Source organism: Bradyrhizobium sp. CCBAU 51627 (assembly GCF_028128765.1).
Taxonomy (GTDB): domain Bacteria; phylum Pseudomonadota; class Alphaproteobacteria; order Rhizobiales; family Xanthobacteraceae; genus Bradyrhizobium.
This window is the reverse complement of record NZ_LBJG01000019.1, coordinates 1-23,065: the sequence shown is the minus strand read 5'-3', so window position 1 is coordinate 23,065 and position 23,065 is coordinate 1. Positions and strand designations below refer to the sequence as shown.

General features: G+C 65.0%; 24 protein-coding genes and 1 other RNA gene. 13 read left to right on the top strand and 12 right to left on the bottom strand.

Features of this window, described 5'->3' with window-relative positions; genetic code table 11:
- The first annotated feature begins 14 nt into the window (after nucleotides 1–14).
- The 5 genes from XH88_RS09970 to dapE all read left to right on the top strand — a co-directional run bounded on the left by XH88_RS09970 (nucleotide 15) and on the right by dapE (nucleotide 4,218).
- Nucleotides 15–707 carry a pyrimidine 5'-nucleotidase gene (locus XH88_RS09970; RefSeq protein ID WP_271615217.1) on the top strand — a complete coding sequence of 231 codons (693 nt, stop codon included), beginning with the start codon at nucleotides 15–17 and terminating at the stop codon, nucleotides 705–707.
- Nucleotides 708–837: 130 nt separating this feature from the next.
- Nucleotides 838–1,683, top strand: a complete 846-nt coding sequence (gene dapD, locus XH88_RS09965) for a 2,3,4,5-tetrahydropyridine-2,6-dicarboxylate N-succinyltransferase (protein ID WP_271615216.1) — start codon at nucleotides 838–840, stop codon at nucleotides 1,681–1,683.
- A gap of 84 nt (nucleotides 1,684–1,767) precedes the next feature.
- Nucleotides 1,768–2,301 carry a DUF805 domain-containing protein gene (locus XH88_RS09960; RefSeq protein WP_271615215.1) on the top strand — a complete coding sequence of 178 codons (534 nt, stop codon included), beginning with the start codon at nucleotides 1,768–1,770 and terminating at the stop codon, nucleotides 2,299–2,301.
- 160 nt (nucleotides 2,302–2,461) lie between these two features.
- Nucleotides 2,462–3,055, top strand: coding sequence for a DUF805 domain-containing protein (locus tag XH88_RS09955; RefSeq protein WP_271615214.1), 594 nt, complete (start codon nucleotides 2,462–2,464; stop codon nucleotides 3,053–3,055).
- Nucleotides 3,052–4,218: a succinyl-diaminopimelate desuccinylase gene (dapE, locus tag XH88_RS09950; RefSeq protein WP_271615213.1), complete on the top strand. Its 1,167-nt coding sequence runs from the start codon at nucleotides 3,052–3,054 to the stop codon at nucleotides 4,216–4,218. The genes XH88_RS09955 and dapE overlap by 4 nt, the downstream gene beginning before the upstream one ends.
- A gap of 40 nt (nucleotides 4,219–4,258) precedes the next feature.
- Here the strand turns inward: dapE and truA are convergent, their stop codons facing one another.
- The 3 genes from truA to def form a co-directional block, all read right to left on the bottom strand.
- Nucleotides 4,259–4,996 carry a tRNA pseudouridine(38-40) synthase TruA gene (truA, locus tag XH88_RS09945; protein ID WP_271615212.1) on the bottom strand — a complete coding sequence of 246 codons (738 nt, stop codon included), beginning with the start codon at nucleotides 4,994–4,996 and terminating at the stop codon, nucleotides 4,259–4,261.
- Nucleotides 4,996–5,919 carry a methionyl-tRNA formyltransferase gene (gene fmt / locus XH88_RS09940; RefSeq protein WP_271615211.1) on the bottom strand — a complete coding sequence of 308 codons (924 nt, stop codon included), beginning with the start codon at nucleotides 5,917–5,919 and terminating at the stop codon, nucleotides 4,996–4,998. Before fmt ends, truA begins: the two co-directional genes overlap by 1 nt.
- A gap of 86 nt (nucleotides 5,920–6,005) precedes the next feature.
- Nucleotides 6,006–6,530: a peptide deformylase gene (gene def / locus XH88_RS09935; protein ID WP_271615210.1), complete on the bottom strand. Its 525-nt coding sequence runs from the start codon at nucleotides 6,528–6,530 to the stop codon at nucleotides 6,006–6,008.
- Between the two features lie 171 nt (nucleotides 6,531–6,701).
- Here def and XH88_RS09930 point away from each other — a divergent pair, with 171 nt between their 5' ends.
- The 3 genes from XH88_RS09930 (at nucleotide 6,702) to XH88_RS09920 (ending at nucleotide 9,796) form a co-directional block, all read left to right on the top strand.
- The gene (locus XH88_RS09930; RefSeq protein ID WP_271615209.1) at nucleotides 6,702–7,901 is read left to right on the top strand and encodes a DNA recombination protein RmuC; all 1,200 of its coding nucleotides are present in this window, start codon (nucleotides 6,702–6,704) and stop codon (nucleotides 7,899–7,901) included.
- A gap of 62 nt (nucleotides 7,902–7,963) precedes the next feature.
- Nucleotides 7,964–8,302, top strand: a complete 339-nt coding sequence (locus XH88_RS09925; RefSeq protein WP_271615208.1) for a GIY-YIG nuclease family protein — start codon at nucleotides 7,964–7,966, stop codon at nucleotides 8,300–8,302.
- A 126-nt stretch (nucleotides 8,303–8,428) separates the two neighbouring features.
- Nucleotides 8,429–9,796, top strand: coding sequence for an AmpG family muropeptide MFS transporter (locus XH88_RS09920; protein ID WP_271615207.1), 1,368 nt, complete (start codon nucleotides 8,429–8,431; stop codon nucleotides 9,794–9,796).
- Nucleotides 9,797–9,954: 158 nt separating this feature from the next.
- On the opposite strand, the gene XH88_RS09915 is transcribed toward XH88_RS09920, so the two are convergent.
- From XH88_RS09915 to ffs, 5 genes are all read right to left on the bottom strand, one after another.
- Nucleotides 9,955–10,389 (bottom strand): hypothetical protein, encoded by a 435-nt coding sequence (locus tag XH88_RS09915; protein WP_271615206.1) that lies wholly within the window; start codon nucleotides 10,387–10,389, stop codon nucleotides 9,955–9,957.
- A 27-nt stretch (nucleotides 10,390–10,416) separates the two neighbouring features.
- Complete coding sequence (gene recR / locus XH88_RS09910) at nucleotides 10,417–11,019, bottom strand: recombination mediator RecR (RefSeq protein WP_271615205.1); 603 nt, start codon at nucleotides 11,017–11,019, stop codon at nucleotides 10,417–10,419.
- A gap of 1 nt (nucleotide 11,020) precedes the next feature.
- A complete protein-coding gene (locus XH88_RS09905; RefSeq protein ID WP_212303945.1) occupies nucleotides 11,021–11,341 on the bottom strand; it encodes a YbaB/EbfC family nucleoid-associated protein in 321 nt (106 codons plus the stop codon).
- Between the two features lie 26 nt (nucleotides 11,342–11,367).
- Nucleotides 11,368–13,206 carry a DNA polymerase III subunit gamma/tau gene (locus XH88_RS09900; protein ID WP_271615204.1) on the bottom strand — a complete coding sequence of 613 codons (1,839 nt, stop codon included), beginning with the start codon at nucleotides 13,204–13,206 and terminating at the stop codon, nucleotides 11,368–11,370.
- A 95-nt stretch (nucleotides 13,207–13,301) separates the two neighbouring features.
- Nucleotides 13,302–13,398, bottom strand: an RNA gene (gene ffs, locus XH88_RS09895) — signal recognition particle sRNA small type.
- 251 nt (nucleotides 13,399–13,649) lie between these two features.
- Here ffs and XH88_RS09890 point away from each other — a divergent pair.
- The 5 genes from XH88_RS09890 (at nucleotide 13,650) to XH88_RS09870 (ending at nucleotide 17,525) form a co-directional block, all read left to right on the top strand.
- On the top strand, nucleotides 13,650–14,405 hold the full coding sequence (locus XH88_RS09890; protein WP_271615203.1) for an SDR family NAD(P)-dependent oxidoreductase: 756 nt from the start codon (nucleotides 13,650–13,652) through the stop codon (nucleotides 14,403–14,405).
- 212 nt (nucleotides 14,406–14,617) lie between these two features.
- Complete coding sequence (locus tag XH88_RS09885; RefSeq protein ID WP_211405294.1) at nucleotides 14,618–15,037, top strand: HIT domain-containing protein; 420 nt, start codon at nucleotides 14,618–14,620, stop codon at nucleotides 15,035–15,037.
- 11 nt (nucleotides 15,038–15,048) lie between these two features.
- Nucleotides 15,049–15,987 (top strand): NAD(+) diphosphatase, encoded by a 939-nt coding sequence (gene nudC / locus XH88_RS09880; RefSeq protein ID WP_271615202.1) that lies wholly within the window; start codon nucleotides 15,049–15,051, stop codon nucleotides 15,985–15,987.
- Nucleotides 15,988–15,993: 6 nt separating this feature from the next.
- The gene (locus XH88_RS09875) at nucleotides 15,994–16,917 is read left to right on the top strand and encodes a sugar kinase (protein WP_271615201.1); all 924 of its coding nucleotides are present in this window, start codon (nucleotides 15,994–15,996) and stop codon (nucleotides 16,915–16,917) included.
- Nucleotides 16,918–17,015: 98 nt separating this feature from the next.
- Nucleotides 17,016–17,525, top strand: coding sequence for an Lrp/AsnC family transcriptional regulator (locus tag XH88_RS09870; protein ID WP_271615200.1), 510 nt, complete (start codon nucleotides 17,016–17,018; stop codon nucleotides 17,523–17,525).
- An 87-nt stretch (nucleotides 17,526–17,612) separates the two neighbouring features.
- On the opposite strand, the gene XH88_RS09865 is transcribed toward XH88_RS09870, so the two are convergent.
- From XH88_RS09865 to XH88_RS09850, 4 genes are all read right to left on the bottom strand, one after another.
- A complete protein-coding gene (locus XH88_RS09865; RefSeq protein WP_271615199.1) occupies nucleotides 17,613–19,112 on the bottom strand; it encodes a phosphomannomutase/phosphoglucomutase in 1,500 nt (499 codons plus the stop codon).
- A gap of 181 nt (nucleotides 19,113–19,293) precedes the next feature.
- Entirely contained in the window at nucleotides 19,294–19,806 is a 513-nt protein-coding gene (locus XH88_RS09860) for a TIGR02281 family clan AA aspartic protease (protein WP_271615198.1), read from the bottom strand.
- Nucleotides 19,807–19,925: 119 nt separating this feature from the next.
- Nucleotides 19,926–22,400: an ATP-dependent helicase HrpB gene (gene hrpB, locus XH88_RS09855; RefSeq protein WP_271615197.1), complete on the bottom strand. Its 2,475-nt coding sequence runs from the start codon at nucleotides 22,398–22,400 to the stop codon at nucleotides 19,926–19,928.
- 118 nt (nucleotides 22,401–22,518) lie between these two features.
- The coding region (locus XH88_RS09850; protein WP_271615196.1) for a UDP binding domain-containing protein at nucleotides 22,519–23,065 on the bottom strand (547 nt) is incomplete at its 5' end.

Below are 23,065 nucleotides of genomic sequence, written 5' to 3'. Positions count from 1 at the left end.
TTGAGAGCATTCTGATGAAGTCTCCCCGCGCCTTCACCCATATCGACACCTGGGTGTTCGACCTCGACAACACGCTGTACCCGCATCACGTCAATCTGTGGCAGCAGGTCGACGCCAGAATCGGCGAGTTCGTCTGCAACTGGCTGAACGTCTCGCCCGAAGAAGCGCGCAGGATCCAGAAGGATTACTATCGTCGCTTCGGCACCACCATGCGCGGCATGATGACCCTGCATGGCGTTCGTGCCGACGATTATCTCGCTTACGTCCACAAGATCGACCATTCGCCGCTGGAGCCGAACCCGGCGCTCGGCGAAGCCATCGCAAGGCTGTCCGGACGCAAGCTGATCCTGACCAACGGCTCGGTCGACCATGTCGATGCGGTGCTGGCGCGGCTTGGCCTCGCCACGCATTTCGACGGCGTGTTCGACATCATCGCCGCCGAATTCGAGCCGAAGCCGGCGGCGCAGACCTACCGGAAATTCCTCGCCGATCATTCGGTTGACCCGACGCGCGCGGCGATGTTCGAGGACCTCGCCCGCAACCTCACCGTTCCGCACGAGCTCGGCATGACCACCGTGCTGGTGGTACCTGACGGGACCAAGGAAGTGGTGCGCGAGGATTGGGAACTGGAGGGCAGCGATGCGGCCCATGTCGACCACGTCACGGATGATCTGGCGGGGTTTTTGGCGGGGTTGTCGCCGAAATAACGGCTGTCGTCCCGGGCTCGCGCTACGCGCGCCCCGGGACGGCGACCGGGTATGCCTTGACTCCGCCTCTCCAAATCCCGAAAAAGCGCACCAATCCATCAAAATTCCCCGGTCCCAAGAGGAAAGTCCGATGTCCTTGTCCGCCCTCGAATCCACCATCAACAGCGCCTTCGACGCGCGCGAGACCATCTCGACCTCGACCAAGGGCGAGGTGCGCGAGGCCGTGAACCAGTCGCTGGAGATTCTGGACCGGGGCGAGGCGCGCGTTGCCGAGCGCGGCATCGATGGCAAGTGGAAGGTCAATCAGTGGCTGAAGAAGGCCGTGCTGCTGTCCTTCCGCCTCAACGACATGGACGTCATTCCCGGCGGCCCGGGCCAGGCCAACTGGTGGGACAAGGTGCCCTCGAAGTTCGAAGGATGGGGCCCGAACCGTTTTCGCGACGCCGGTTTTCGCGCCGTGCCGGGTGCGGTGGTCCGCCGCTCGGCCTTTATCGCCAAGAATGTCGTGCTGATGCCGTCCTTCGTCAACCTCGGCGCTTATGTCGATGAGAGCACCATGGTCGACACCTGGGCCACCGTCGGCTCGTGCGCGCAGATCGGCAAGCGCGTGCATATCTCCGGCGGCGCCGGCATCGGCGGCGTGCTCGAGCCGCTCCAGGCCGAGCCCGTGATCATCGAGGACGACTGCTTCATCGGCGCGCGCTCCGAAGTCGCCGAGGGCGTGATCGTGCGCAAGGGCGCGGTGCTCGCAATGGGCGTGTTCCTCGGCGCCTCGACCAAGATCGTCGACCGCGAGACCGGCGAAGTCTTCATGGGCGAAGTGCCCGAATATTCGGTGGTGGTGCCCGGTGCGCTGCCGGGCAAGCCGATGAAGAACGGCCAGGTCGGCCCGAGCACTGCCTGCGCCGTGATCGTCAAGCGCGTGGATGAGCGGACCCGCTCGAAGACCAGCATCAACGAACTGCTGCGGGATTAAGCGGCGCGGCGCCAATCGAACCGAACTCCACCGGGCGCGACCAATATTCCAGACCGCAAGCCCAAGAGCGGTCTGGAGGTTGCGATGGATTTCGTCCGGCTATTGTTCGGCTTCAAGGGCCGCCTCAACCGCGCCAGATACCTCATTGTGGAGCTGGCTCTCCTCGCGCTCTGGGTCGCGGCCTTGTACGGGTCCTCGTTTCTGGTTTCCTCACCGGAGGCTTTAAGCTGGCTCGTCGCGATCCCGATGATCTGGATCAACATGGCCACGACGGCCAAACGGCTTCACGATCGCAACCGGAGCGGCTGGTGGGCGGTTGCGGTCTTCGTCGTTAATCGCCTCTCCTACCTGTATTACGGGCTCTTTTTCGGGCTCTCGTTCGGCGTCGATATCTCGACCGTCTGGGAGATGCTGCTCGTGATGCTTGCGGTTGCCCTGTCCCTTCTGCAGACTTGGGTCGTTATCGAGTTGTTTTTCCTGGCAGGGACCGATGGGCCCAATCGGTTCGGGCCGGATCCGACGCGCACGGCTCGGGTTGCTGCCGTCGCTTCGCGCCCGGAGACGCAAGGCGTTCCGGATTTTCTCGTGCGCCGTTCTGGACCCCTCCCGGGGGGCTGAATATTCGGCTGGAAAGCTGGGGGCAGGATCAAGGCCTCCCTGCAACCAGACTGCTTCTTCGCCACCTCGAGGTGGATGACAGGTCAGGTGAACTATCGAACCGCATGTTCCTCCATCGCGACCAGCATCCGGGCGGTCGCTTCCGCCCGGAGCTTTTTGCATGGATTGGACCTGGTATCTTTTCCGCTTCGACGGCCGCATCAACCGCGCCAAATATTGGCTTTCCGGACTCATCATCGTCTGCTGGATGATCTTCCTGGCGGCAATCGTGGCGGCGTTCGGCGCCCGCTCGTTCGGTTTCTCGGTCGACGACATCTTCAAGGCCGTCGATCCCGACACTTATCGCACGCTGTCGCGCGCCGACCTTCCGCTGGTCCCGGCCAAGCTGATCGGCACGCCGCTGTTCGTCTGGGTGTTTGCCGCGACGTCCATCAAGCGGCTGCATGACCGCGACAAGAGCGCCTGGTGGGCACTGGCCTTCTTCGTCCTGCCTGGTCTGATCAACCAGTTCCTGGACCGGATCGGCAACGACTATATCGGCTTCATGCTGGCCCTGGTCTCGTTCGTGCTCGCGACCTGGGGCGGGATTGAGCTGCTGTTCTTCCGCGGCTCGAGAAAGACCAATCGCTTCGGCGCCGACCCGCTCTACGTCCCGCCGACGGGCAGGCCGGGCTGGGATCAGGCGCGTGAGCTTGAAATGCATGCGCAGAAGGCTGGCCCGCCGCCGCAATGGCGTGTTAAGCCGGAGGCATGACCGATGCTCTCTCCATTGCCCGTGACCTCATCCGCTGCCCCTCGGTAACTCCTGAAGACGCCGGTGCGCTGGGCGTGCTTGAAAAAGCCCTTGGTGCAGCCGGCTTCACCTGCCACCGCGTGACCTTCAGCGAGGAAGGCACCGCCGACGTCGACAATCTCTATGCACGGATCGGCACCGAAGGACCGCACATCACCTTCGCCGGTCACACCGACGTCGTGCCGCCGGGCGACGAGAGCGCCTGGAGCGTCGGCGCCTTTTCCGGTGAGGTGAAGGACGGCTGCCTGCACGGCCGCGGCGCGGTCGACATGAAGGGCGGCATCGCCTGCTCGGTCGCCGCTGTCCTGGAGCATCTCGCCGCGAATGGCGGCAAGCCGCGCGCGGATGGCAAAGGCTCGATCTCGTTCCTGATCACCGGCGACGAGGAAGATGTCTCCATCAACGGCACCATCAAGCTGTTGAAATGGGCCGCCGAGCGCGGCGAAAAATTCGATCACTGCGTGCTGGGTGAGCCCTCCAATGTCGAGTCGCTCGGCGACACCATCAAGGTCGGCCGCCGCGGCTCGCAGTCGGGCACGCTCTATGTCGACGGCGTGCAGGGGCACGTCGCCTATCCGCACCGTGCAGCCAATCCCGTGCCTGATATTTCGCGGTTGATCGTGGCCATCTCTGACGAGCCGCTCGACCATGGCAGCGCGCAGTTCCAGGCTTCCAATCTCGAATTCGTCTCGGTCGACGTCGGCAACAAGGCCTTCAACGTCATCCCCGGCGAGGCCCGCGCCAGGTTCAACATCCGCTACAACGACAACCATACGCAAGCATCCTTGCGCGAGCTGGTCGAGACGCGCCTCGCCAAAGCCTGCGGCAACCGCATCAAGGCCCGCATCGTCTGGGAGCCATCGAACTCGAACGTGTTCGTGACCAAGCCGGGTCCGTTCACCGACCTCGCGGTGTCGGCGATCGAGGAGGTCACGGGCCGCAAGCCGGAGCTGTCGACCTCAGGCGGCACCTCGGATGCGCGCTTCATCTCCAGCTACTGCCCGGTGATCGAGTTCGGGCTGGTCGGCCAGACCATGCACCAGGTGGATGAGCGCGTACCGGTGACGGATCTGGAGAAGCTGACCAAGGTGTATCGCGGGATTTTGACGCGGTATTTCGAATGAGGTGCTGCCCTCGCCCGGCACACCACTGTCATCGCCATCTCTAATAATCCACCTGCATCAGATACAGCCCCTCCGGCGGGGCGACGATGCCGCAGGCGGCGCGGTTGCGGGCGGCGAGCGCTGCGGAGAGATCATCCGCGGTCCAGCGGCCCTCGCCGACCCAGACCAGCGATCCCACCATCGAGCGCACCTGGCTGTGCAGGAACGAGCGCGCCGAGGTGACGATGATGATCTCGCGGCCGTCGCGCATCACGTCGAGCTGATCGAGCGTCTTCTCCGGCGATTTGGCCTGGCACTCGGTGTCGCGAAACGTGGTGAAATCGTGCTTGCCGAGCAGGCGCTGTGCCGCCGCATGCATCGCCTCGGCATCGAGCTTGCGCGGCACGCGCCAGGCATGGCCGACATCGAGCGCGAGATTGGCGCGGGTGTTGATGACGCGATAGCGATAGTGGCGCTTCACCGCCGAGAAGCGCGCCTCGAAGCTATCAGGCACGATCTCGGCCTCGAGCACCGCGATCGGATGCGGGCGCAGATGCGCGTTCAGCCCATCGCGAAATCGCCCCGGCGGAAACTGCTTCTCGACATCGACATGCGCGACCTGGCCGCGCGCATGCACGCCGGCATCGGTGCGGCCGGCGCCGTGCACCCGCAGATCGGCGCCGGTCATCGCCTTTACGGCCGCTTCCAGCGCCCCCTGCACCGACGGCAGCGTGTCCTGCACCTGCCAGCCGAAGAACGGCGCGCCGTCATATTCGATGGTGAGCTTGTAGCGGGGCATCAGGAAAGCCGCATCGGCGGCTTCACAGTTGCGCCGCGCAAGAAGTCAGCGGCCTGCATCCGGCCCTTGCCCTCGCGCTGGAGCTCGAGGATGCGGATCGCGCCCTCGCCGCAGGCGATGGTGAGCTGCTCGTCGAGCACCGCACCCGGCTCGCCGGAGCCTTTGGCAAGCTCGCAGCGCAGGATCTTGACGCGTGCATTCTCAAGCTCGGCCCAGGCGCCGGGAAACGGCGACAGGCCGTGAATGTGGCGCAGCACCGCATGCGCCGGCTTGCTCCAGTCGATCCGCGCCTCGGCCTTGTCGATCTTGGCGGCATAGGTGACGCCGTCCTCGCTCTGCTTCTTCAGCTGCAGCCCGCCGCGATCGAGCGCGGCCATGGCGCGCACCATCAGATCGGCGCCGAGGCGGGCGAGCCGGTCGTGCAGATCGAGTGCGGTCATGTTGTCGGTGATGGCGAGACGCTCGGCCATGGCGACGTCGCCGGTATCCAAGCCGACATCCATCTTCATCACCATCACGCCGCTCTCGGCGTCGCCCGCCATGATCGCGCGGTTGATCGGCGCCGCGCCGCGCCAGCGCGGCAGGAGCGAAGCGTGCAGATTGTAGCAGCCAAGTTTCGGCGCATCGAGGATCACCTGCGGCAGGATCATGCCGTAGGCGACGACGACGGCCGCATCGGCGCCAAAGGCTTTGAACTCGTCGAGCGCCTCCTGCGACTTCAACGTCTTCGGCGTCAGCACGGGCACGCCGAGTTTTCGCGCGGCCTCTTCAACGGGAGTTGGCTGCAATTGCAGCCCGCGCCGACCGCCCGGCTTCGGTGCGCGGGTATAGACGGCCGCGATCTCGTGGCCGTGCGCGACCAGTTCGAGCAGCGTCGGCACGGAGAAATCGGGCGTGCCCATGAAGATCAGGCGGAGGGGCATGACAGGACTCAGGTACGTTCCCTCCTCCCCTTGCGGGGGAGGGAGCACAGGGGAGCGTGGGGCAACGCTAGTCGCTTACCACTTACTCACTCCGCGCGCTTGGCGGCTTTCTCGAACTTCTTGATCACGCGGTCGCGCTTGAGCTTCGACAGATAGTCGACGAACAAGACGCCGTTGAGATGGTCGATCTCGTGCTGGATGCAGGTGGCGTAGAGGCCTTCGGCGTCCTCCTCGTGCACCTTGCCGTCGAGATCGGTGAAGCGCACGCGCACCTTCGCAGGGCGCTCGACCTCCTCGTAATATTCGGGGATCGAGAGGCAGCCTTCCTCGTAAATGGAGAGCTCCTCGGACGAGGCGAGGATCTCCGGATTGATGAAGACGCGCGGTTCCGGCTTGGTCTCGCCGTCCTGGTTGGGCTTGGCGAGGTCCATGGTGATCAGGCGCAGCGGCTGCGCGATCTGGATCGCGGCGAGGCCAATGCCGGGCGCGTCGTACATGGTCTCGAACATGTCGTCGGCAAGCTGGCGGATCTCCGCGGTGACCTTCTCGATCGGCTTGGAGACCAGGCGCAGCTGCTTGTCGGGCAGGATGATGATTTCTCTGAGGGCCATGGCGGGCGATTTAAGCCGCGCGCGACATCGGGTCAATGCGGCCGGGAACACGTTAATGGTTCGCTAACCATAAAACTTCAGCTTTCGTTAACCATAAAAATGAGGGGGCGGTTACCGCTATCGTTCTCCCTTCGTTCGCTCCTGGCTGCCGAATCGGCTAGAAGGGCAGCCATGAACGAGATCATTTTCATGCTGGGCGACTGGCCGGTGCGCGGAATCGATGCGCTGATCGGCTTCGGCGTCCTCGTCCTCATCCTGCTGGTCGTGATTGCGGTCGTACTCGCGCGGTCCGGGCGGCGCGGCGCGGAACTTGCGATGGCGAGCGCGATCCGGGCCGACGAGCTCGAGGAGCGCCTCGCCCAGGTCCTGCGCGCCCAGAGCGAGGCGTCCGGCCGGGTCGATGCCATGACCCAGGCGCTGGCGGGACGTCAGGCCGAAATAGCGCGGGCGGTCAACGAGCGGCTGGATTCGGTGACCCATCGGGTCGGTCAATCCATGGAACATCAGACCCGCAACACGATGGAGAGCCTGCGCGCGTTGCACGAGCGGCTCGGCATCATCGACAGCGCGCACAAGAACCTCACCGACCTCACCACCCAGGTGACGACGCTCCGCGACGTGCTCGCCAACAAACAGTCGCGCGGCGCCTTCGGCCAGGCGCGGATGGAGGCGATCGTCCAGGACGGTCTCCCCAAGGGGTCCTACGAATTTCAGTTCACGCTCTCGACCGGAAAGCGGCCGGACTGCGTCGTGTTCCTGCCCGACCAGCGCCCGCTCTGCATCGACGCCAAATTCCCGCTGGAAGCGATGACCGCGCTGCACGACGCCCGCACTGACGAGGAGACGCGCCTCGCCGCGCAGCGGCTGCGCGGCGACGTGATGAAGCATGTCAGCGACATCGCGGAAAAATATCTCATCACCGGTGAGACCCAGGAGATGGCGCTGATGTTCGTGCCGTCGGAATCGGTCTACGCGGAAATCCACGACGGTTTCGACGACGTGATCCAGAAGGCCTATCGCGCCCGCGTCGTGCTGGTGTCGCCCTCGCTGTTGATGCTCGCGATCCAGGTGATGCAGCAGATCATGAAGGACGCGCGCATGCGCGATGCCGCCGACCAGATCCAGACCGAGGTGATCAAGCTCGGCGACGATCTCGGCCGCCTGCGCGATCGCGTGCTGAAACTGCAGAAGCATTTTGCCGACGCCAACGAGGACGTCCGCCAGATCCTGATTTCCGCCGAGAAGATCGAGAAGCGCGCAGGCCGGATCGAGGAGCTCGATTTCAGCAAGACCGATGCGCCGCCGGAGGGCCCGCGGCTGGTGTCGGGAGCACCGGAGCTGTTTCCGCGGAAGCTCCAGGCGGGGGAATAGGATCTAGAGCACACTGTCGTCGCCCGGCTTGACCGGGCGACCCAGTATCCCAGAGACGGAAGATGGGCGCACGCTGCTACTACGTGTACATCCTCGCCAGCAAGGTCGGCGGGACGCTCTACATCGGCGTGACGAACGATCTCATCCGTCGCGTGGCTGAACACAAGTCAAAACTCAGCTTCACGGAAAAGTACGACGTCGCAAGGCTCGTTTATTTTGAGCAATTCGATGATCCTGAGAATGCCATCAGGCGGGAGAAGCGGCTGAAGAAGTGGAATAGAGCCTGGAAGGTCCGATTGATCGAGAAAGAAAACCCGAATTGGGATGACCTTTACCCCACCATGATGGTGTCATACCCCGCGAAGGCGGGGTATCCAGTACGCCGCAGCAGTTGTGATTGAGCCGAGGCGCCGGTGATTACTGGATCGTCCGCCTTCGCGGACGATGACACTGAGGATGTCGAAGGCGTTCCCGTCCCACGGGCTCACGCGAGTCTTTTGCCCCAGAATCTGCTAACACCCTCCCCTATGACAGCACCCGACGCCACTTCCGGAACTGCCACCACCGATGCCCCGGCCACGTCCTGGCGCGACAGCTTGGCCGTTTACCTGCAGCCGCGGGTGCTGATCGTTCTGTTCCTCGGCTTCTCCTCGGGGCTGCCGCTGGCGCTGTCGGGCTCGACGCTCCTGGTGTGGATGCGCGAGGCCGGGGTTGACCTCAAGACCATCGGGCTGTTCGCGCTGGTCGGCACGCCCTACACGCTGAAATTCCTGTGGGCGCCGCTGGTGGATGCGCTGCATGTGCCGCTGTTCACGCGCGCCTTCGGCCGGAGACGCGGCTGGCTGCTGTTTTCGCAACTGCTGCTGATCATCGCGATCCTGCTGCTGGCGATGACCGATCCGGCGAGCTCGCCGTTGTATGTCGCGCTCGGCGCGCTGCTGGTGGCGACGACGTCCTCGACGCAGGACATCGTGGTCGATGCCTTCCGCGTCGAGAGCCTGCCCGAGAGCGAGCAGGCGGCCGGCATGGCGGCTTACGTCGCGGCCTATCGCATCGGCATGCTGATCTCGACCGCGGGCGCGCTGTTCATCGTCTCCGGTTTCGAGAGCACCGGCATCACCCGCGGCTCGGCCTGGATGTGGGGCTATGTGGTGATGGCGGCAATGGTGCTGATCGGGACGATCACGGCCCTCGTTGCAACCGAGCCCGAACAATCAGTAAGGGCGGAAGCCGCGACACACGACGAAACCGCGTTCACACGCGTGCTGCACGCGGCAATCGGCGCCTTCTCGGAATTCCTGTCGCGCAAGGACGCGATCGCGGCGCTTGCCTTTGTCGTGCTGTTCAAGTTCACGGATGCGTTCTCCGGCACGATGACCGCGCCGTTCGTCATCGACCTCGGCTTCAGCCGCAATGATTATGCAGCGATCGTCAAGGGCGTCGGCCTTGCCGCGACGCTGATCGGCGGGTTCGCCGGCGGCTTTGTCGCGCGACGCTATTCGCTGGCAAATTCGCTCTGGATCGGCGGCGTGGTGCAGGCGCTGGCCAATCTCACCTTTTCCTGGCTCGCGGTGGTCGGCACCAATCAATGGGCGCTGGCGCTCGCGATCTGCGCCGAGAATTTCACCAGCGCCATCGGCACCGTGATCTTCGTCGCCTATCTGTCGGCGCTGTGCCAGAACCCGCTGCACACGGCGACGCAATATGCGCTGCTCACCGCACTGGCGGCGGTGGGGCGGACCTATCTGTCGTCAGGCGCGGGCTTCGTCGCTGCCGCGACCGGCTGGCCGCTGTTCTTCGTGATCTGCGTGCTGGTGGCGATCCCGAGCCTGATGCTGCTGACCTGGCTGCAGAGGCGCGGACATTTCGAGGCGCTGGGGCCGGTCAGGGTTTAAGGCTTACCTCTCTCCTTCGTCATTGCGAGGAGCCCGCGACAAAATTGCGAAGCAATTTTGCGCTGGTGCGACGAAGCCCATCAAGACTGCTTTCGCGGAGAGATTTCTGGATTGCTTCGCTTCGCTCGCAATGACGGCGGAGAGAGCAATCCCCCTTCCTACTTCTTCACCAAACTCCACTTCGTCACCACAGCTTCGCTCATCTGGCCGGGATCGCTGGCACAGGCGATTTCGCCGACCTTGACCGAGATTTCCTTGCCGACGAACGATTTCAGCTGCGAGGCCTGCGCCTCGCTTGAGGTCACGAGCTGGAACGTCTCCGGCCCCGTCTCGAGATCGCACAGCCCGTTCGGCGCCGGCAGGCGGCGCGGCTCGGAGGTGATCTGATACATCGCAATGCGCTTGCCGGCGTTCTTGGTGTCACGAATCTTCATGGCGTTCAGCTCGCCCGAGAGCACCTCGCCGGCGCTGATCGGCTTGCCGGGCTTCGAGGGCGGCGGCGCCTCGTCCTCCTGCTGCGCGGCGATCGCCGGGGTCACCAGCAGCAACATCGACGCGGCCAAAGCGAAGCGTGTGGCGAAAAGTTTCGTCATGTCGTCCGTTCCGTGAGATCTGGATGGCTAGAACAAGGTCCGCTGCCGCATCGCGGCCGATAGCGTGCCCTCGTCGAGATAATCAAGCTCGCCACCAACAGGCACGCCGTGCGCCAGCCGGGTGACTTTAACGTTGGCGTCCTGAAGCAGGTCGGTGATGTAATGCGCGGTGGTCTGGCCGTCCACGGTCGCATTCAGCGCAAGAATGATCTCGTGCACTTCGGGCGCATGCGCGCGGGCGACCAGCGCGTCGATGGTGAGGTCCTGCGGGCCGACGCCGTCGAGCGGCGACAGCGTCGCGCCCAGCACGTGGTAGCGCCCCTGCGTCGCATTGGCCCGCTCCAGCGCCCAGAGATCGGCGACATCGGCGACGACGACGATGATGGCGGGGTCGCGTTTCGGATCGGTGCAGACGGTGCAGGGATTTTGCGTGTCGATATTGCCGCAGGTCTTGCAGACCTGGACCTTGTCGAGCGCGACCTGCAAGGCGGTGGACAGCGGCATCATCAGCGCTTCGCGCTTCTTGATCAGATGCAGCGCTGCACGCCGTGCGGAGCGCGGACCGAGGCCCGGCAGCCGCGCGAGAAGCTGAACCAGCCGTTCGATCTCAGGACCTGCAACCGCGCCCATATTACTGGCCGAACAGCCCCGGCGGCAGGCCGAGCCCACCGGTGAGCGACTGCATCTTCTCCTGCATCGCGGTCTCCGCCTTGCGGCGGGCATCACCGAGCGCGGTGACGAGCAGATCTTCCAGCACCTCGCGCTCTTCGGCCTTCATCAGCGAGGGATCGATCTTGATGCCCTTGACGTCCATCTTCGCGGTCATGCGCACGGCGACCAGGCCGCCGCCGGAGATGCCTTCGACCTCCACATTGGCGAGCTGCTCCTGCATCTCCTGCATCTTGGATTGCAGCTGCGCCGCCTGCTTCATCATGCCGAGAAAATCAGCCATCGGTGTCTATCCTTGGAAGGGTCGGCTCAGAGATCGTCGTCGGCATCGGAACCGTCGATCGGATCGTCGCTGCCATAGTCCGCGTTAATATTGGATTCCGGCGTCTCGGGGGCAAGCCTGCGGACCTCGACGACCTTCGCACCGGGAAAGCGCGACAGCACCTCCTGCACGCGTGGATCGGCCTCGGCGGTACGCGCGTGTTCCTGTTTGGCCGCCTGATTCACCGAGCGCAGCGTCGGCTGGCCCTGCTCGTTGGAGACGATCACGGTCCAGCGCCGGCCGGTCCACAGTTCGAACTTCTTCGCAAGCTCCGAGATCATGGTCTTGGAGGCGTTCGGCTCGAGCGCGACCTCCAGCCGGCCCTCCTCGAAACGGACGAGGCGCATGTCGCCTTCGAGCGCACCCTTGGTCATGAGATCGCGCTTCTGCCCGGCAAGCGCAACGAGCTGGGTGAAGCTCGTGATGCGCAGCTGCGGTGCGACGCCTTGCCGATCCGGTGCGGGCGCCGCCATCTGCGGCCGGGCGCCACCGCCGAACGCTGATGGCGACGACGTCGGCATGCGAACCGGCGCGGCTGACGTGACCGGCGCCGCGGAGGCCATCGGTGCCGCCGGCGCGCTGCCGCGCGCCGCACCGCCGCCCACGACTTGCGAGCCGCCGCCATTCTGCTCCAGCATCCTGATGGCTTCGTCCGGCGTCGGCAGGTCGGCGACATAGGCGATGCGCACCAGCACCATTTCGGCGGCCGCGGCGGGTCGCGTCGCAGCCTGCACCTCGGTGATGCCCTTGAGCAGCATCTGCCACATCCGCGACAGCACCCGCATCGAGATCTTCGCGGCGAATTCCTTTGCGCGCACGCGTTCGGTCTCGCCATAGGCGACGTTGTCGGCCGTAACAGGCACGATCTTCACGCGGGTGACGAAATTGACGAACTCGGCAAGGTCGGAGAGCACAACGATGGGATCGGCGCCGACATCGTACTGGTCGCGGAACTCCTTGAAGGCCGCCGCGATGTCACCGCGCGCCAGCGAATCGAACAGGTCGATGACGCGGGTACGGTCGGCGAGGCCCAGCATCTGCCTGACCGCATCGGCCTTCACGGTGCCGGCCGCATGCGCAATCGCCTGGTCGAGCAGCGACAGCGAATCGCGCACCGAGCCTTCCGCCGCGCGGGCGATGATGCCGAGCGCTTCCGGCTCGATCTCGACGCTTTCCTTCGCGGCGATATTGGCAAGATGCTTCATCAGCACGTCGGCCTCGACGCGGCGCAGGTCAAAACGCTGGCAACGCGACAGCACGGTCACCGGAACCTTGCGGATCTCGGTGGTGGCAAACACGAACTTGGCGTGCTCCGGCGGCTCCTCCAGCGTCTTCAGGAAGGCGTTGAACGCCGCCGTCGACAGCATGTGGACTTCGTCGATGATGTAGACTTTGTAGCGGGCGCTGGCCGGCGCGTAGCGCACGCTGTCATTGATCTGGCGGACGTCGTCGACGCCGGTATGCGAGGCCGCGTCCATCTCCAGCACGTCCATGTGCCGGCTTTCCATGATCGCCTGGCAATGCACGCCCAAGATCGGCATGTGGATGGTCGGCCCCTTCACCGAGCCGTCCGGCATCTCATAGTTGAGTGCGCGCGCCAGGATGCGCGCGGTGGTGGTCTTGCCGACACCGCGGACGCCGGTGAGGATCCAGGCCTGCGGAATCCGCCCGGTCTCGAAAGCGTTGGAGACGGTGCGAACCACGGCCTCCTGGCCGATCAGGTCGTCGAATGAGGAGGGGCGGTATTTGCGCGCCAGCACCCGGTAGGGCGCGTTGCCAGCCGGGCCGGCGCTATCGGGAGTTGGAGGGGCGCCAGCGTCGGTCATCGGTCAATCCGCAATGGAATGTCTCTCGGCTGGCTTTTGCGGACAGGAGCGCGCTGGCGGGAAGCCCGCCGGCGCTGGTTCGCTCGGAAAAACAGGTAGGAGACTGACGAGCGACCCGATCCGGACCTCGTTAGGGCTGCTTCCTTCCGGACCTGACCCGGTTGGCGAGTGGCTCGTCCACCGCCAATCTCCCGGTCCCTATTTGGGGCCAAAGGGAGCGGAAAGCAAGCGGGTATCGGCTTTGAACAGGTTGATCTTGCCCAGCATCCGGGCATTTCCGGATCTGCCCAGCCGATAGGCTTACGCTTTCGCTGATCGGACCACCTTGCTAAGAACGGCTGCCGGAACTCCATCCAAGCAGCTTTCGCCCGCGAGGTCGCCTAGGAAGCCGCGACGCGCACCATTTCCATTCCGGCACTGCCGTCAGCCACCGCAGCACCCTGATGTCCGATATCAACCGCGTCTATCTCGTCACCGGCGCCGCCAGCGGAATCGGCCGCGCCACCGCAAAGCTGCTTTCTGCACCGGGGATCGCGCTTGTCTTGCACACGCGCGCGAATGCAGAAGGTCTCGATGCCACCGCGGTGGAGGCCGAAGCCAAGGGCGCAGTGGTCGCGAAGTGCCTCGGCGATCTCGCCGAGGAAGCAGCCGCCGGCGATGCCATCGCGGCCGCGCAAGCCGCCTTCAGCCGCCTCGACGGATTGATCCTGGTCGGCGGCCACGCCCGCCGCGGCAGCGCCATCGGCACGCCGGCAGATCAATTCCGCCAGGCGATGGACGAATCCGCGTTGGCTTTCACCCGCATGGTCGAGGCCGCACTTCGGCTGCTGCGTGCCGGACAAGATCCACGCATCGTGGCGGTGTCCTCCTTCGTCGCGCATGCGATCCGGCCCGACTTCGCGCCGTTCGCGGCAACCGCCGCGAGCCGCTCCGCGCTGGAAGCACTGGTGAGGTTGACCGCGATGGAGCTCGCGAAAGATGGCATCACGGTCAACGCGGTTTCGCCCGGACTCATCGTCAAGGACAGGCCGAACGAGAGCCGGCTGTCACCCGAGCAGATCGCCGCAACCGAGGCGCTGATCCCGATGCGGCGCAGAGGACGGCCGGAGGAGGTCGCCGAAATCATCGCCTTCCTGGCGTCCCCGAAAGCATCCTACGTCACGGGCCAAGTCTGGCACGTCAATGGAGGCCTGACATGACCGAATCAACTTCGAATGCATCCTGATCGAAGTCGCAATCGAGATGATGTTGCTCGACATCTCGAGACGATTCGGAGGAAAATCGGCGCACTTGTCCGTGACGACGACCGTGTATGCGGTGACAGCGGGGCACGATCCTTCCCCTCAGGGAATCGGTATCGTATGGTCGGAGCCAACCACGCCCGACCCCATCGGGCCATCCGGAAACCTCCATGCCCGAACCCGCCTGGTCGCTGCACTCCCGCCTGAAAGAGGACACCATCGACATCGGCGATCTGCCGCTGTCGAAGGTACTGGTCATCAAGGACGCCCATTATCCCTGGCTGCTATTGGTGCCGCGGCGGGTGGATGCGGTCGAGATTATCGACCTCGATGAAGTCCAGCAGGCGCAGTTGATGACGGAGATCTCCCGCGTGTCGCGCGCGCTGAAGGAGATCACCAAATGCGACAAGCTCAATGTCGCGGCGCTCGGCAATCTGGTGCCGCAGCTTCATGTCCACATCATCGCGCGCCGCACCAGCGACGCCGCCTGGCCGCGGCCGGTCTGGGGCGTGATGCCGCCGCTCGCGCATGACGCCGCAGAGGTTCAGAATTTCATCAGCGCGCTTCGCCGAAAAATCTGGTTGGGTTGAAAGAACAAGAAATGTCAGCATTCGACGCGTTTCCGCTGGGGCAACCTGCCTTCGTCAACAACATCCTCGACCGCGCCGCGCATCTGCGCCGCGACGACGAAAAGCTGTTCGCGATGGAGCAGAAGCCCTCGTCGCGCGCCTATGTCGTCTACCGCGACTCGCTGCTGGTGAAGCGCGAGGGCGACAAGGTGCGCGCGCTGCTCTCGATCGATGAAGCCCTGAAATGCGGCGCCAATCCCGGCACGATCTTCCTCGGCCTGCGCGATGGCGCCGCGGTGTTCGGCATGGGCCTCGCCCAGGCGGCAGCCGAGAAGCTGATCGGCCGCGAGGACTACACCGTCACCGAATTGCGCGGCATGGCGATGCAGGGCGCCGTCCCGCCCGAGGAACTGTCCGCGATCGCGATGGCGAAGTCGATGGTCGGCTGGCACCAGCGTCACGGTTATTGCGCCAATTGCGGCACCCGTACCGCGATGAAGGAGGGCGGCTGGAAGCGCGACTGCCCGGCTTGCAAGGCCGAGCACTTTCCGCGCACCGATCCTGTCGTGATCATGCTGGTAGCCTCGGGCGACAAATGCCTGCTCGGCCGCCAGAAGCAGTTTCCGCCGGGCATGTATTCCTGCCTCGCCGGCTTCGTCGAGGCCGCCGAGACCATCGAAGACGCGGTCCGCCGCGAGATCCTCGAAGAATCAGGCATTCGCTGCACTGACGTGCAGTACTATATGACGCAGCCCTGGCCCTATCCGTCGTCGCTGATGATCGGCTGCAGTGCGCGGGCCGTGAGCGAGGACATCGTCGTCGATCGCATGGAACTGGAAGATGCGCGCTGGTTCGCGCGCGAGGAAGCGGCGCTGATGCTCACACGGACGCATCCGGACGGGCTCGCCGGGCCGCATCCGTTTGCGATCGCCCATCACCTGCTCGGCCGCTGGGTCCACGACAAGAGCTGACCGCCGATGGCGCCATCCGAGATCGCGCCGCGCATCCTCTGCGTCGGCATGCCCGTGCGCGACCTCACCTTTCGGGTGGAGACCGTTCCGGCGCGCGGCAGCAAGGCCAATGCCACGCACCTCGCCGAGATCTGTGGCGGCAACGCGCTCAATGCCGCGATCTCCATCGCGCGGCTCGGCGGGCGCGTCGCGTTTGCCGGACCGATGGGCGATGCGCGCGAGACGTCGAGCGATTTCATTCTCGAACGGATGGCCGCCGAGGGCATTGAGATCACGCACATCATGCGCATGCCTGATTCGGCCACGCCCGTCTCAGCGATCATCATCGATGCTTCAGGCGAACGAACGCTGACAATCTATCGCGATCCCACGCTTTGGACCGTGAAGCTACCTCACGCGGACGAACTCCTGGCCGACTGCCAGGCTGTCCTGGTCGAGAGTCGCTGCGGCGCCTTCTGCATCGATCTTTGCACCGAGGCGCTCCGGCGTGGCATTCCCGTGATCGTCGGCGTCGATCGCGCAATGACGTTGCACGATGGCCTGCTGAAGGCCGCCTCGCATATGCTGTTTGCCAGCGAACAGGTGCAGGAGACTGCGGGTATCGCCGATGACGGAGCGGCCTTGAAGCGCCTCGCTACGCTGACACCAGCCTTCCTCGCCGCTACCCGCGGCCCTCGCGGGACGATCTGGCTAAACGAGGCGGGCACGCTGGAGGAGACTCCGGCTTTTCCCGTCGAGGCGGTCGATACGCTCGGCGCCGGCGACGTCTTCCACGGCGCCTTCACGCTTCGGTTCGCCGAGGGAGGCGGGGTGCGGGAGGCGCTGCGATTCGCCGCGGCCGCCGCTGCATTGAAGTGCACCCGCCATGGCGGCGGTCCAGCCGCCCCGCAACGCTTTGAAATTGAAGAGTTTTTCAGGCATCGGCGGTAGCGCCCCTCCTGCTGAGGCGCCCGAGTTACGGGCTTGCGATAGAAGATTTTTCTCTATATGAGTGAACTAACCCATCATATTGGAACAAAGTTCTTCAAATGACCGATGCCGCCGTCCAGATCCCCGAGACCAGCCGCCGCCTCGATGCCATCGATCGCAAGATCCTGATGGTGCTCCAGGAGGATGCCTCCCTGTCGGTTGCCGAAATCGGCGACCGCGTCGGCCTGTCCTCGACCCCCTGCTGGAAGCGCATCCAGCGCCTGGAGGCCGACGGCGTAATCCTCAAGCGGGTGGCGCTGGTCGATCAGAACAAGATCGGGCTCGGCATTTCCGTATTCGTGTCGGTGGAGAGCTCCGATCATTCCGACGCCTGGCTCAAGAGATTCGCCGAGGCGGTCAGCGCCATGCCCGAGGTGATGGAGTTCTACCGCATGGCCGGCGACGTCGATTACATGCTGCGCGTCGTGGTCGCCGACATGCAGGCCTACGACGTCTTCTACAAGAAGCTGATCGCCGCCGTGCCGCTGAAGAACGTCACCTCGCGCTTTGCGATGGAGAAGATCAAGTCGGTGACCGCGCTGCCGATCCCGGCCGTGGTGGCGGCTTAAGTTTACGATCCGCGGAAGGTGTCATCGCCCGCTTTCGCGGGTGATGACAGTGGTGGATACGGAAAGCGCGAGCGCTGCGGCCCCGCCTCAGATCTTCTGATTGTATTCGCCGACTTCGGGATGCGTCCGCAGCACGCTGTTCACCATCTCGAACATGTCGTGCATGCGCTGCTCGGAGACCGGGCTCTCGACCACGACGACGAGCTCGGGCTTGTTGGAGGAGGCACGCACCAGCCCCCAGCTGCCGTCCTCGACCGTGACCCGCACGCCGTTCACCGTGACGAGATCGCGGATCGCCTGGCCGCCGATCCTGGCGCCCTTGGCCTGCAAGCCCTCGAAGTGCTCCACCACCTTGTCGATGACGCCGTACTTCACCTCATCGGAGCAATGCGGCGACATCGTCGGCGACGACCAGGTCTTCGGCAGCGCGTTCTTCAAATCGGCCATCGACTTGCCGGGCGCGCGGTCGAGCATGTCGCAGATCGCGAGCGCCGACACCAGGCCGTCGTCATAGCCGCGGCCATAGGGCTTGTTGAAGAAGAAATGGCCTGATTTCTCGAAGCCCGCGAGCGCGCCCGTCTCGTTGGTGCGGCGTTTCATGTAGGAGTGGCCGGTCTTCCAATAGGCGGTTTTGGCGCCCTGCTTCTGCAGGACGGGATCGGTGACGAACAGGCCGGTCGACTTCACGTCGACGATGAACTGCGCGTCCTTGTGGATCGCCGACATGTCGCGCGCCAGCATCACACCGACCTTGTCGGCGAAGATCTCCTCGCCGGTATTGTCGACGACGCCGCAGCGATCGCCGTCGCCGTCGAAGCCGAGACCGACATCGGCGTTGTGATGCAGCACCGCGTCGCGGATCGCGTGCAGCATCTCCATGTCTTCCGGATTCGGATTGTATTTCGGGAAGGTGTGATCGAGCTCGGTGTCGAGCGGGATCACCTCGCAGCCGATCGCCTCCAGCACCTGCGGCGCGAACGCGCCGGCGGTGCCGTTGCCGCAGGCCGCGACGACCTTGAGCCTGCGCTTGAGCTTCGGGCGATTGGTGAGATCGGCGATGTAGCGCGCCGGATAGTTCTCGTGGAACTGGTACGAGCCGCCCGCCCTGTTCTTGAATTCGGCGCCGAGCACGATCTCCTTCAGCCGCGTCATCTCGTCGGGGCCGAAGGTCAGCGGACGATTGGCGCCCATCTTCACGCCGGTCCAGCCATTGTCGTTGTGAGAGGCCGTGACCATGGCCACAGCAGGCACGTCGAGATCGAACTGCGCGAAATAGGCCATCGGCGTCACCGCAAGGCCGATGTCGTGCACCCTGCACCCCGCAGCCATCAGGCCGGAGATCAGCGCGTATTTGATCGAGGCCGAATAGCCCCGGAAATCATGGCCCGTGACGATCTCCTGTTTGACGCCGAGTTCGGCGATCAGCGCGCCCAGCCCCATGCCGAGCGCCTGCACACCCATCAGGTTGATCTCCTTCTGGAACAACCAGCGCGCGTCGTATTCGCGAAAGCCGGTGGGCTTGACCATCGGCTCGGATTCGAAGGCGTAGGTGTTGGGCAAAAGCACGGATTTCGGCTTGGGAAACATTGAGACAGTCTCGTGAAAGGGGGCAGATTTTTGTGGAGGCTTAGCGAATGCCGGGCCGCAGCGGAAGGCGGGAATGAAGGCATATGGCCGATAATTGCGGCGGTTTGACAACGGAAAAACTGACCCGCCGCAGGGCGGGCTCGAGAAGATAACGACTTGATCCGGAGACAGTCCGCCCGGATTACTGCTCCAGCACCATCTGCCCGTTGGCGTATTCGAATCGCTTGAGCCGGGACAGGAAGGAAAGACCGAGCAGGTTCTCCGACAGCGCCGCGTCGGGGAGCACCATGGCATCGACATCGCGCACGATGAGGCCGCCGACGTCAAGCATGGCGATGCGGGTGCGCGCGGCCTTGATGGTGCCGTTCGCGGTGGTGACCGTGGCGTTGTATTCGCTGCGCGAGGGACGCAGACCGAAGCGCGCGGCCGAACTCTCGTTCAGCGCCACGACGGAAGCGCCGGTGTCGACCATGAAGCCGATGCGCTGGCCGTCGATGCGGCCTTCGGTCTGGAAGTGGCCGCGGACGTCGCGGGGAATGTTGAGGCTACGGCCGCCGGCGGGCGCCATCGTCGCAACGGCAACAGTCGTGCGCGGCGCCGAGGTGGCGGACGCGGAGCTCATTCTGTCCGCCATCTGCGCCATGAAGGTGCCGAGGCCGATCATAATGGCCGCGAAGATCATAATGTTACGCATCACACCACTTCCGAGCCGGAGAGCTCGATTTGACCACGCAGCCCACCCGTCCGCGAGCGAGCCCACGGCAGGGCCTGTGCTATTTTGACAAAAAGGATGAGCGGACGGTTAATGCGGCTTCAGGTGCCGCGCGGCTTTGCACGCCGGGTCGGCAGCGCAGTCGCAGGATCATCCGGCCAGGGATGGCGTGGATAGCGGCCGCGCAGGTCGGAACGGACAGCGGCATAGCTGCCGCGCCAGAAGCCGGGGAGATCGCGCGTCACCTGCACCGGCCGCTGCGCCGGCGACAGCAATTCGAGCACCAGCGGCACCTTGCCGGCGGCGATCGACGGATGGGTGTTGAGGCCGAACAATTCCTGCAGCCGTACCGCAATGGTCGGCCCCTGCTCGGCCTCGTAATCGATCGCGAGCACGCTCCCCGTCGGCGCCTCGAAATGCGTCGGCGCCTCCCGGTCGAGCCGCGCGCGCATCTCCCACGGCAACAGCGCCATCAGCGCATCGGAGAGATCGCCGGCGGAAATGTCCTTTAGCGCGATCTTGTCGTAGAGAACAGGCACCAGCCAATCGTCGCGCCGCGCGATCAATCCGACGTCGGAGAGATCGGGCCAGCTATCGCCCTCGGCCTTGCGCAAGAACATCACGCGGTCGCGCCATTGTTTTGCGGCCTTCGACCATGGCAAGCGGTCGAGGCCGGCGGCGATGAGACCATCTGCGAAGATGCGCGCGGTATCCTCCGAGGGCGACACAGCAAGCGTCGCTTCGGACAGGGTGATCGCATGCAGCACACGCTTGCGCCGTGCGCGCAGCGCCATCGCCCCGCGGTCGAACGAGATCTCGTCGACGCTCTCGATATGCTCGGCGAAGTGCCGCTCGATGTCGCCCTCGGCGATTTGGGCGGCGAGCAGGATGCGGCCACTCGCAGCCGTGCCGGTCATCTCGCCGATCGCGATATAGGGCGCGCGTGCGAGCGAGGAGGTCTGCTCCACCGCAGCGCCGCGGCCGTTGGCAAGCACGAAACTGCCGTTGCCACGGTTCCGCGCGACGCGGTCGGGAAAGGCATAAGCCAGCATCAGGCCGGTGGAGAGATCCTCCTGCTGCCCCGCCTTCTCGGACGCGGCGACCTGCGAGGCCCAGCGGCGCGCGAGATCGCGTGCACTCGCCGCCCGCGGTGAGCGGTCGCGGCGGAACTGGTCGCGCCGGTGCTCGAGATCGACGCTGTCGCCGCCGAGCCCGCGCTCGGTGATAACAGCGGCGATCTCGGCCGCCTCTTCGCCGCAGCCTGCGCGCTGCGAATCCACGATCATGCGCGCCAGCCGCGGCGGCAGCGCCAGCGCGCGCAGGCTCTTGCCTTCTGCCGTGATGCGGCCATCGCTGTCGAGCGCGTTGAGCTCGCTGAGCAGATTTTTTGCTTCCTTCCAGGCCGGCTGCGGCGGCGGGTCGAGGAATGACAACGCCGCGGGATCGGCAACGCCCCATTGCGCGAGATCGAGCACCAGCGAGGACAGGTCGGCGCTGAGGATCTCAGGTTGCGTATAGGGCGCCAGCGAGGCCGTCTGCGGCTCGTCCCAGAGCCGGTAGCAGACGCCGGGCTCGGTACGGCCGGCGCGACCACGGCGCTGATCGACCGCCGCGCGCGCGGCGCGAACCGTCTCGAGCCGGGTCAGGCCGATGTCGGGCTCGTAGCGCGGCACGCGTGCGAGGCCGGAATCGACCACGATGCGCACTCCCTCGATGGTGAGCGAGGTTTCCGCGATCGAGGTCGCCAGCACCACCTTGCGCGTGCCCTTCGGCGCCGGCGCGATGGCGCGATCCTGCACGGCGGCATCGAGCGCGCCGAACAGCGGCACGATCTCGATGCTGGCGTCCTGCACGCGCTCGCTGAGGAAATTCTGGGTGCGGCGGATTTCGGCCGCGCCCGGCAGAAACGCCAGCACCGAGCCACTGTCGGCACGGAGCGCGGACGCGATCGCATCCGCCATCTGCCGCTCGATCGGCGCATCCGCCTTGCGGCCCAGATAGCGTGTCTCGACGGGGAAAGCGCGGCCCTCGCTCTCGACGACGGGGGCATCGCCCAGCAGCTTGGCGACGCGAGCGCCATCAAGCGTTGCCGACATCACGAGGATGCGCAGGTCCTCGCGCAGGCCGGTTTGCGCATCCCGTGCCAGCGCGAGGCCAAGATCGGCGTCGAGGGAGCGCTCGTGGAATTCGTCGAACAGAATGGCGGCAACGCCGGAAAGTTCGGGATCGTCGAGGATCTGGCGGGTGAATATGCCCTCGGTCACCACCTCGATGCGCGTAGCGCGCGAAATCTTCGAGCCGAACCGGACGCGATAACCAACGGTTTCCCCGGCGCGCTCGCCAAGCGACTTGGCCATGCGGTCGGCGCTGGCGCGCGCGGCGATGCGCCGCGGCTCCAGCACGATGATTTTCTTGCCTTTGGCCCAGGGCACATCGAGCAGTGCCAGCGGCACGCGTGTGGTCTTGCCGGCGCCCGGAGGGGCGACCAGCACGGCCGCATTGTTCGCCTCCAGCCTGCGCGAGAGATCGTCGAGCACGGCATCGATCGGCAGGGGCGTGTCGAAGGTACGGGGCAAAAAAGTCTATCCGTTCGTCATGTCCGGCCTTGTGCCGGGCATCCACGTATTCGACTAGAAAACAGACGTCGATGGCCGGGACAAGCCCGGCCATAATGGAATTATGTGCGCTGGTGGATCAGGCCTGAGACGACCGTCCCACGCTCTCATAGGTGAAACCGGCGGCCGCCATGTCTTCGGGGCGGTAGATGTTGCGCAAGTCGACGACGACGGGCCGGGCCATGGTGGCCTTCAGCCGGTCGAGATCGAGCGCGCGGAACTGGACCCATTCGGTGACGATGACGAGCGCATCGGCGCCTTGCGCGCAGGAATAGGCGTCCTCGCTATAGGTGATGTTCGGCAATTCGCCCCTGGCCTGCTCCATGCCGACGGGATCGAACGCCTTCACCTTGGCGCCCATGTCGAGCAAGCCCGTCACCAGCGGGATCGAGGGCGCATCGCGCATGTCGTCGGTGTCGGGCTTGAAGGTCAGGCCGAGCACGGCGATGGTCTTGCCACGCAAGGAGCCGCCGAGCGCCTGGCTCACTTTCCGCGCCATCGCGCGCTTGCGGTTCTCGTTGACCGCCAGCACGGATTCCACGATGCGCAAGGACACGTCGTAGTCCTGCGCGATCTTGATCAGCGCCTTGGTGTCCTTCGGGAAGCAGGAGCCGCCGAAGCCGGGA

What these genes read in the sequence shown, in the direction of transcription:
- XH88_RS09970 (WP_271615217.1), top strand. Translation starts at nt 15, where the DNA reads ATGAAGTCTCCCCGCGCCTTCACCCATATCGACACCTGGGTGTTCGAC.
- dapD (WP_271615216.1), top strand. Translation starts at nt 838, where the DNA reads ATGTCCTTGTCCGCCCTCGAATCCACCATCAACAGCGCCTTCGACGCG.
- XH88_RS09960 (WP_271615215.1), top strand. Translation starts at nt 1,768, where the DNA reads ATGGATTTCGTCCGGCTATTGTTCGGCTTCAAGGGCCGCCTCAACCGC.
- XH88_RS09955 (WP_271615214.1), top strand. Translation starts at nt 2,462, where the DNA reads ATGGATTGGACCTGGTATCTTTTCCGCTTCGACGGCCGCATCAACCGC.
- dapE (WP_271615213.1), top strand. Translation starts at nt 3,052, where the DNA reads ATGACCGATGCTCTCTCCATTGCCCGTGACCTCATCCGCTGCCCCTCG.
- truA (WP_271615212.1), bottom strand. Translation starts at nt 4,996, where the DNA reads ATGCCCCGCTACAAGCTCACCATCGAATATGACGGCGCGCCGTTCTTC.
- fmt (WP_271615211.1), bottom strand. Translation starts at nt 5,919, where the DNA reads ATGCCCCTCCGCCTGATCTTCATGGGCACGCCCGATTTCTCCGTGCCG.
- def (WP_271615210.1), bottom strand. Translation starts at nt 6,530, where the DNA reads ATGGCCCTCAGAGAAATCATCATCCTGCCCGACAAGCAGCTGCGCCTG.
- XH88_RS09930 (WP_271615209.1), top strand. Translation starts at nt 6,702, where the DNA reads ATGAACGAGATCATTTTCATGCTGGGCGACTGGCCGGTGCGCGGAATC.
- XH88_RS09925 (WP_271615208.1), top strand. Translation starts at nt 7,964, where the DNA reads ATGGGCGCACGCTGCTACTACGTGTACATCCTCGCCAGCAAGGTCGGC.
- XH88_RS09920 (WP_271615207.1), top strand. Translation starts at nt 8,429, where the DNA reads ATGACAGCACCCGACGCCACTTCCGGAACTGCCACCACCGATGCCCCG.
- XH88_RS09915 (WP_271615206.1), bottom strand. Translation starts at nt 10,389, where the DNA reads ATGACGAAACTTTTCGCCACACGCTTCGCTTTGGCCGCGTCGATGTTG.
- recR (WP_271615205.1), bottom strand. Translation starts at nt 11,019, where the DNA reads ATGGGCGCGGTTGCAGGTCCTGAGATCGAACGGCTGGTTCAGCTTCTC.
- XH88_RS09905 (WP_212303945.1), bottom strand. Translation starts at nt 11,341, where the DNA reads ATGGCTGATTTTCTCGGCATGATGAAGCAGGCGGCGCAGCTGCAATCC.
- XH88_RS09900 (WP_271615204.1), bottom strand. Translation starts at nt 13,206, where the DNA reads ATGACCGACGCTGGCGCCCCTCCAACTCCCGATAGCGCCGGCCCGGCT.
- XH88_RS09890 (WP_271615203.1), top strand. Translation starts at nt 13,650, where the DNA reads ATGTCCGATATCAACCGCGTCTATCTCGTCACCGGCGCCGCCAGCGGA.
- XH88_RS09885 (WP_211405294.1), top strand. Translation starts at nt 14,618, where the DNA reads ATGCCCGAACCCGCCTGGTCGCTGCACTCCCGCCTGAAAGAGGACACC.
- nudC (WP_271615202.1), top strand. Translation starts at nt 15,049, where the DNA reads ATGTCAGCATTCGACGCGTTTCCGCTGGGGCAACCTGCCTTCGTCAAC.
- XH88_RS09875 (WP_271615201.1), top strand. Translation starts at nt 15,994, where the DNA reads ATGGCGCCATCCGAGATCGCGCCGCGCATCCTCTGCGTCGGCATGCCC.
- XH88_RS09870 (WP_271615200.1), top strand. Translation starts at nt 17,016, where the DNA reads ATGACCGATGCCGCCGTCCAGATCCCCGAGACCAGCCGCCGCCTCGAT.
- XH88_RS09865 (WP_271615199.1), bottom strand. Translation starts at nt 19,112, where the DNA reads ATGTTTCCCAAGCCGAAATCCGTGCTTTTGCCCAACACCTACGCCTTC.
- XH88_RS09860 (WP_271615198.1), bottom strand. Translation starts at nt 19,806, where the DNA reads ATGCGTAACATTATGATCTTCGCGGCCATTATGATCGGCCTCGGCACC.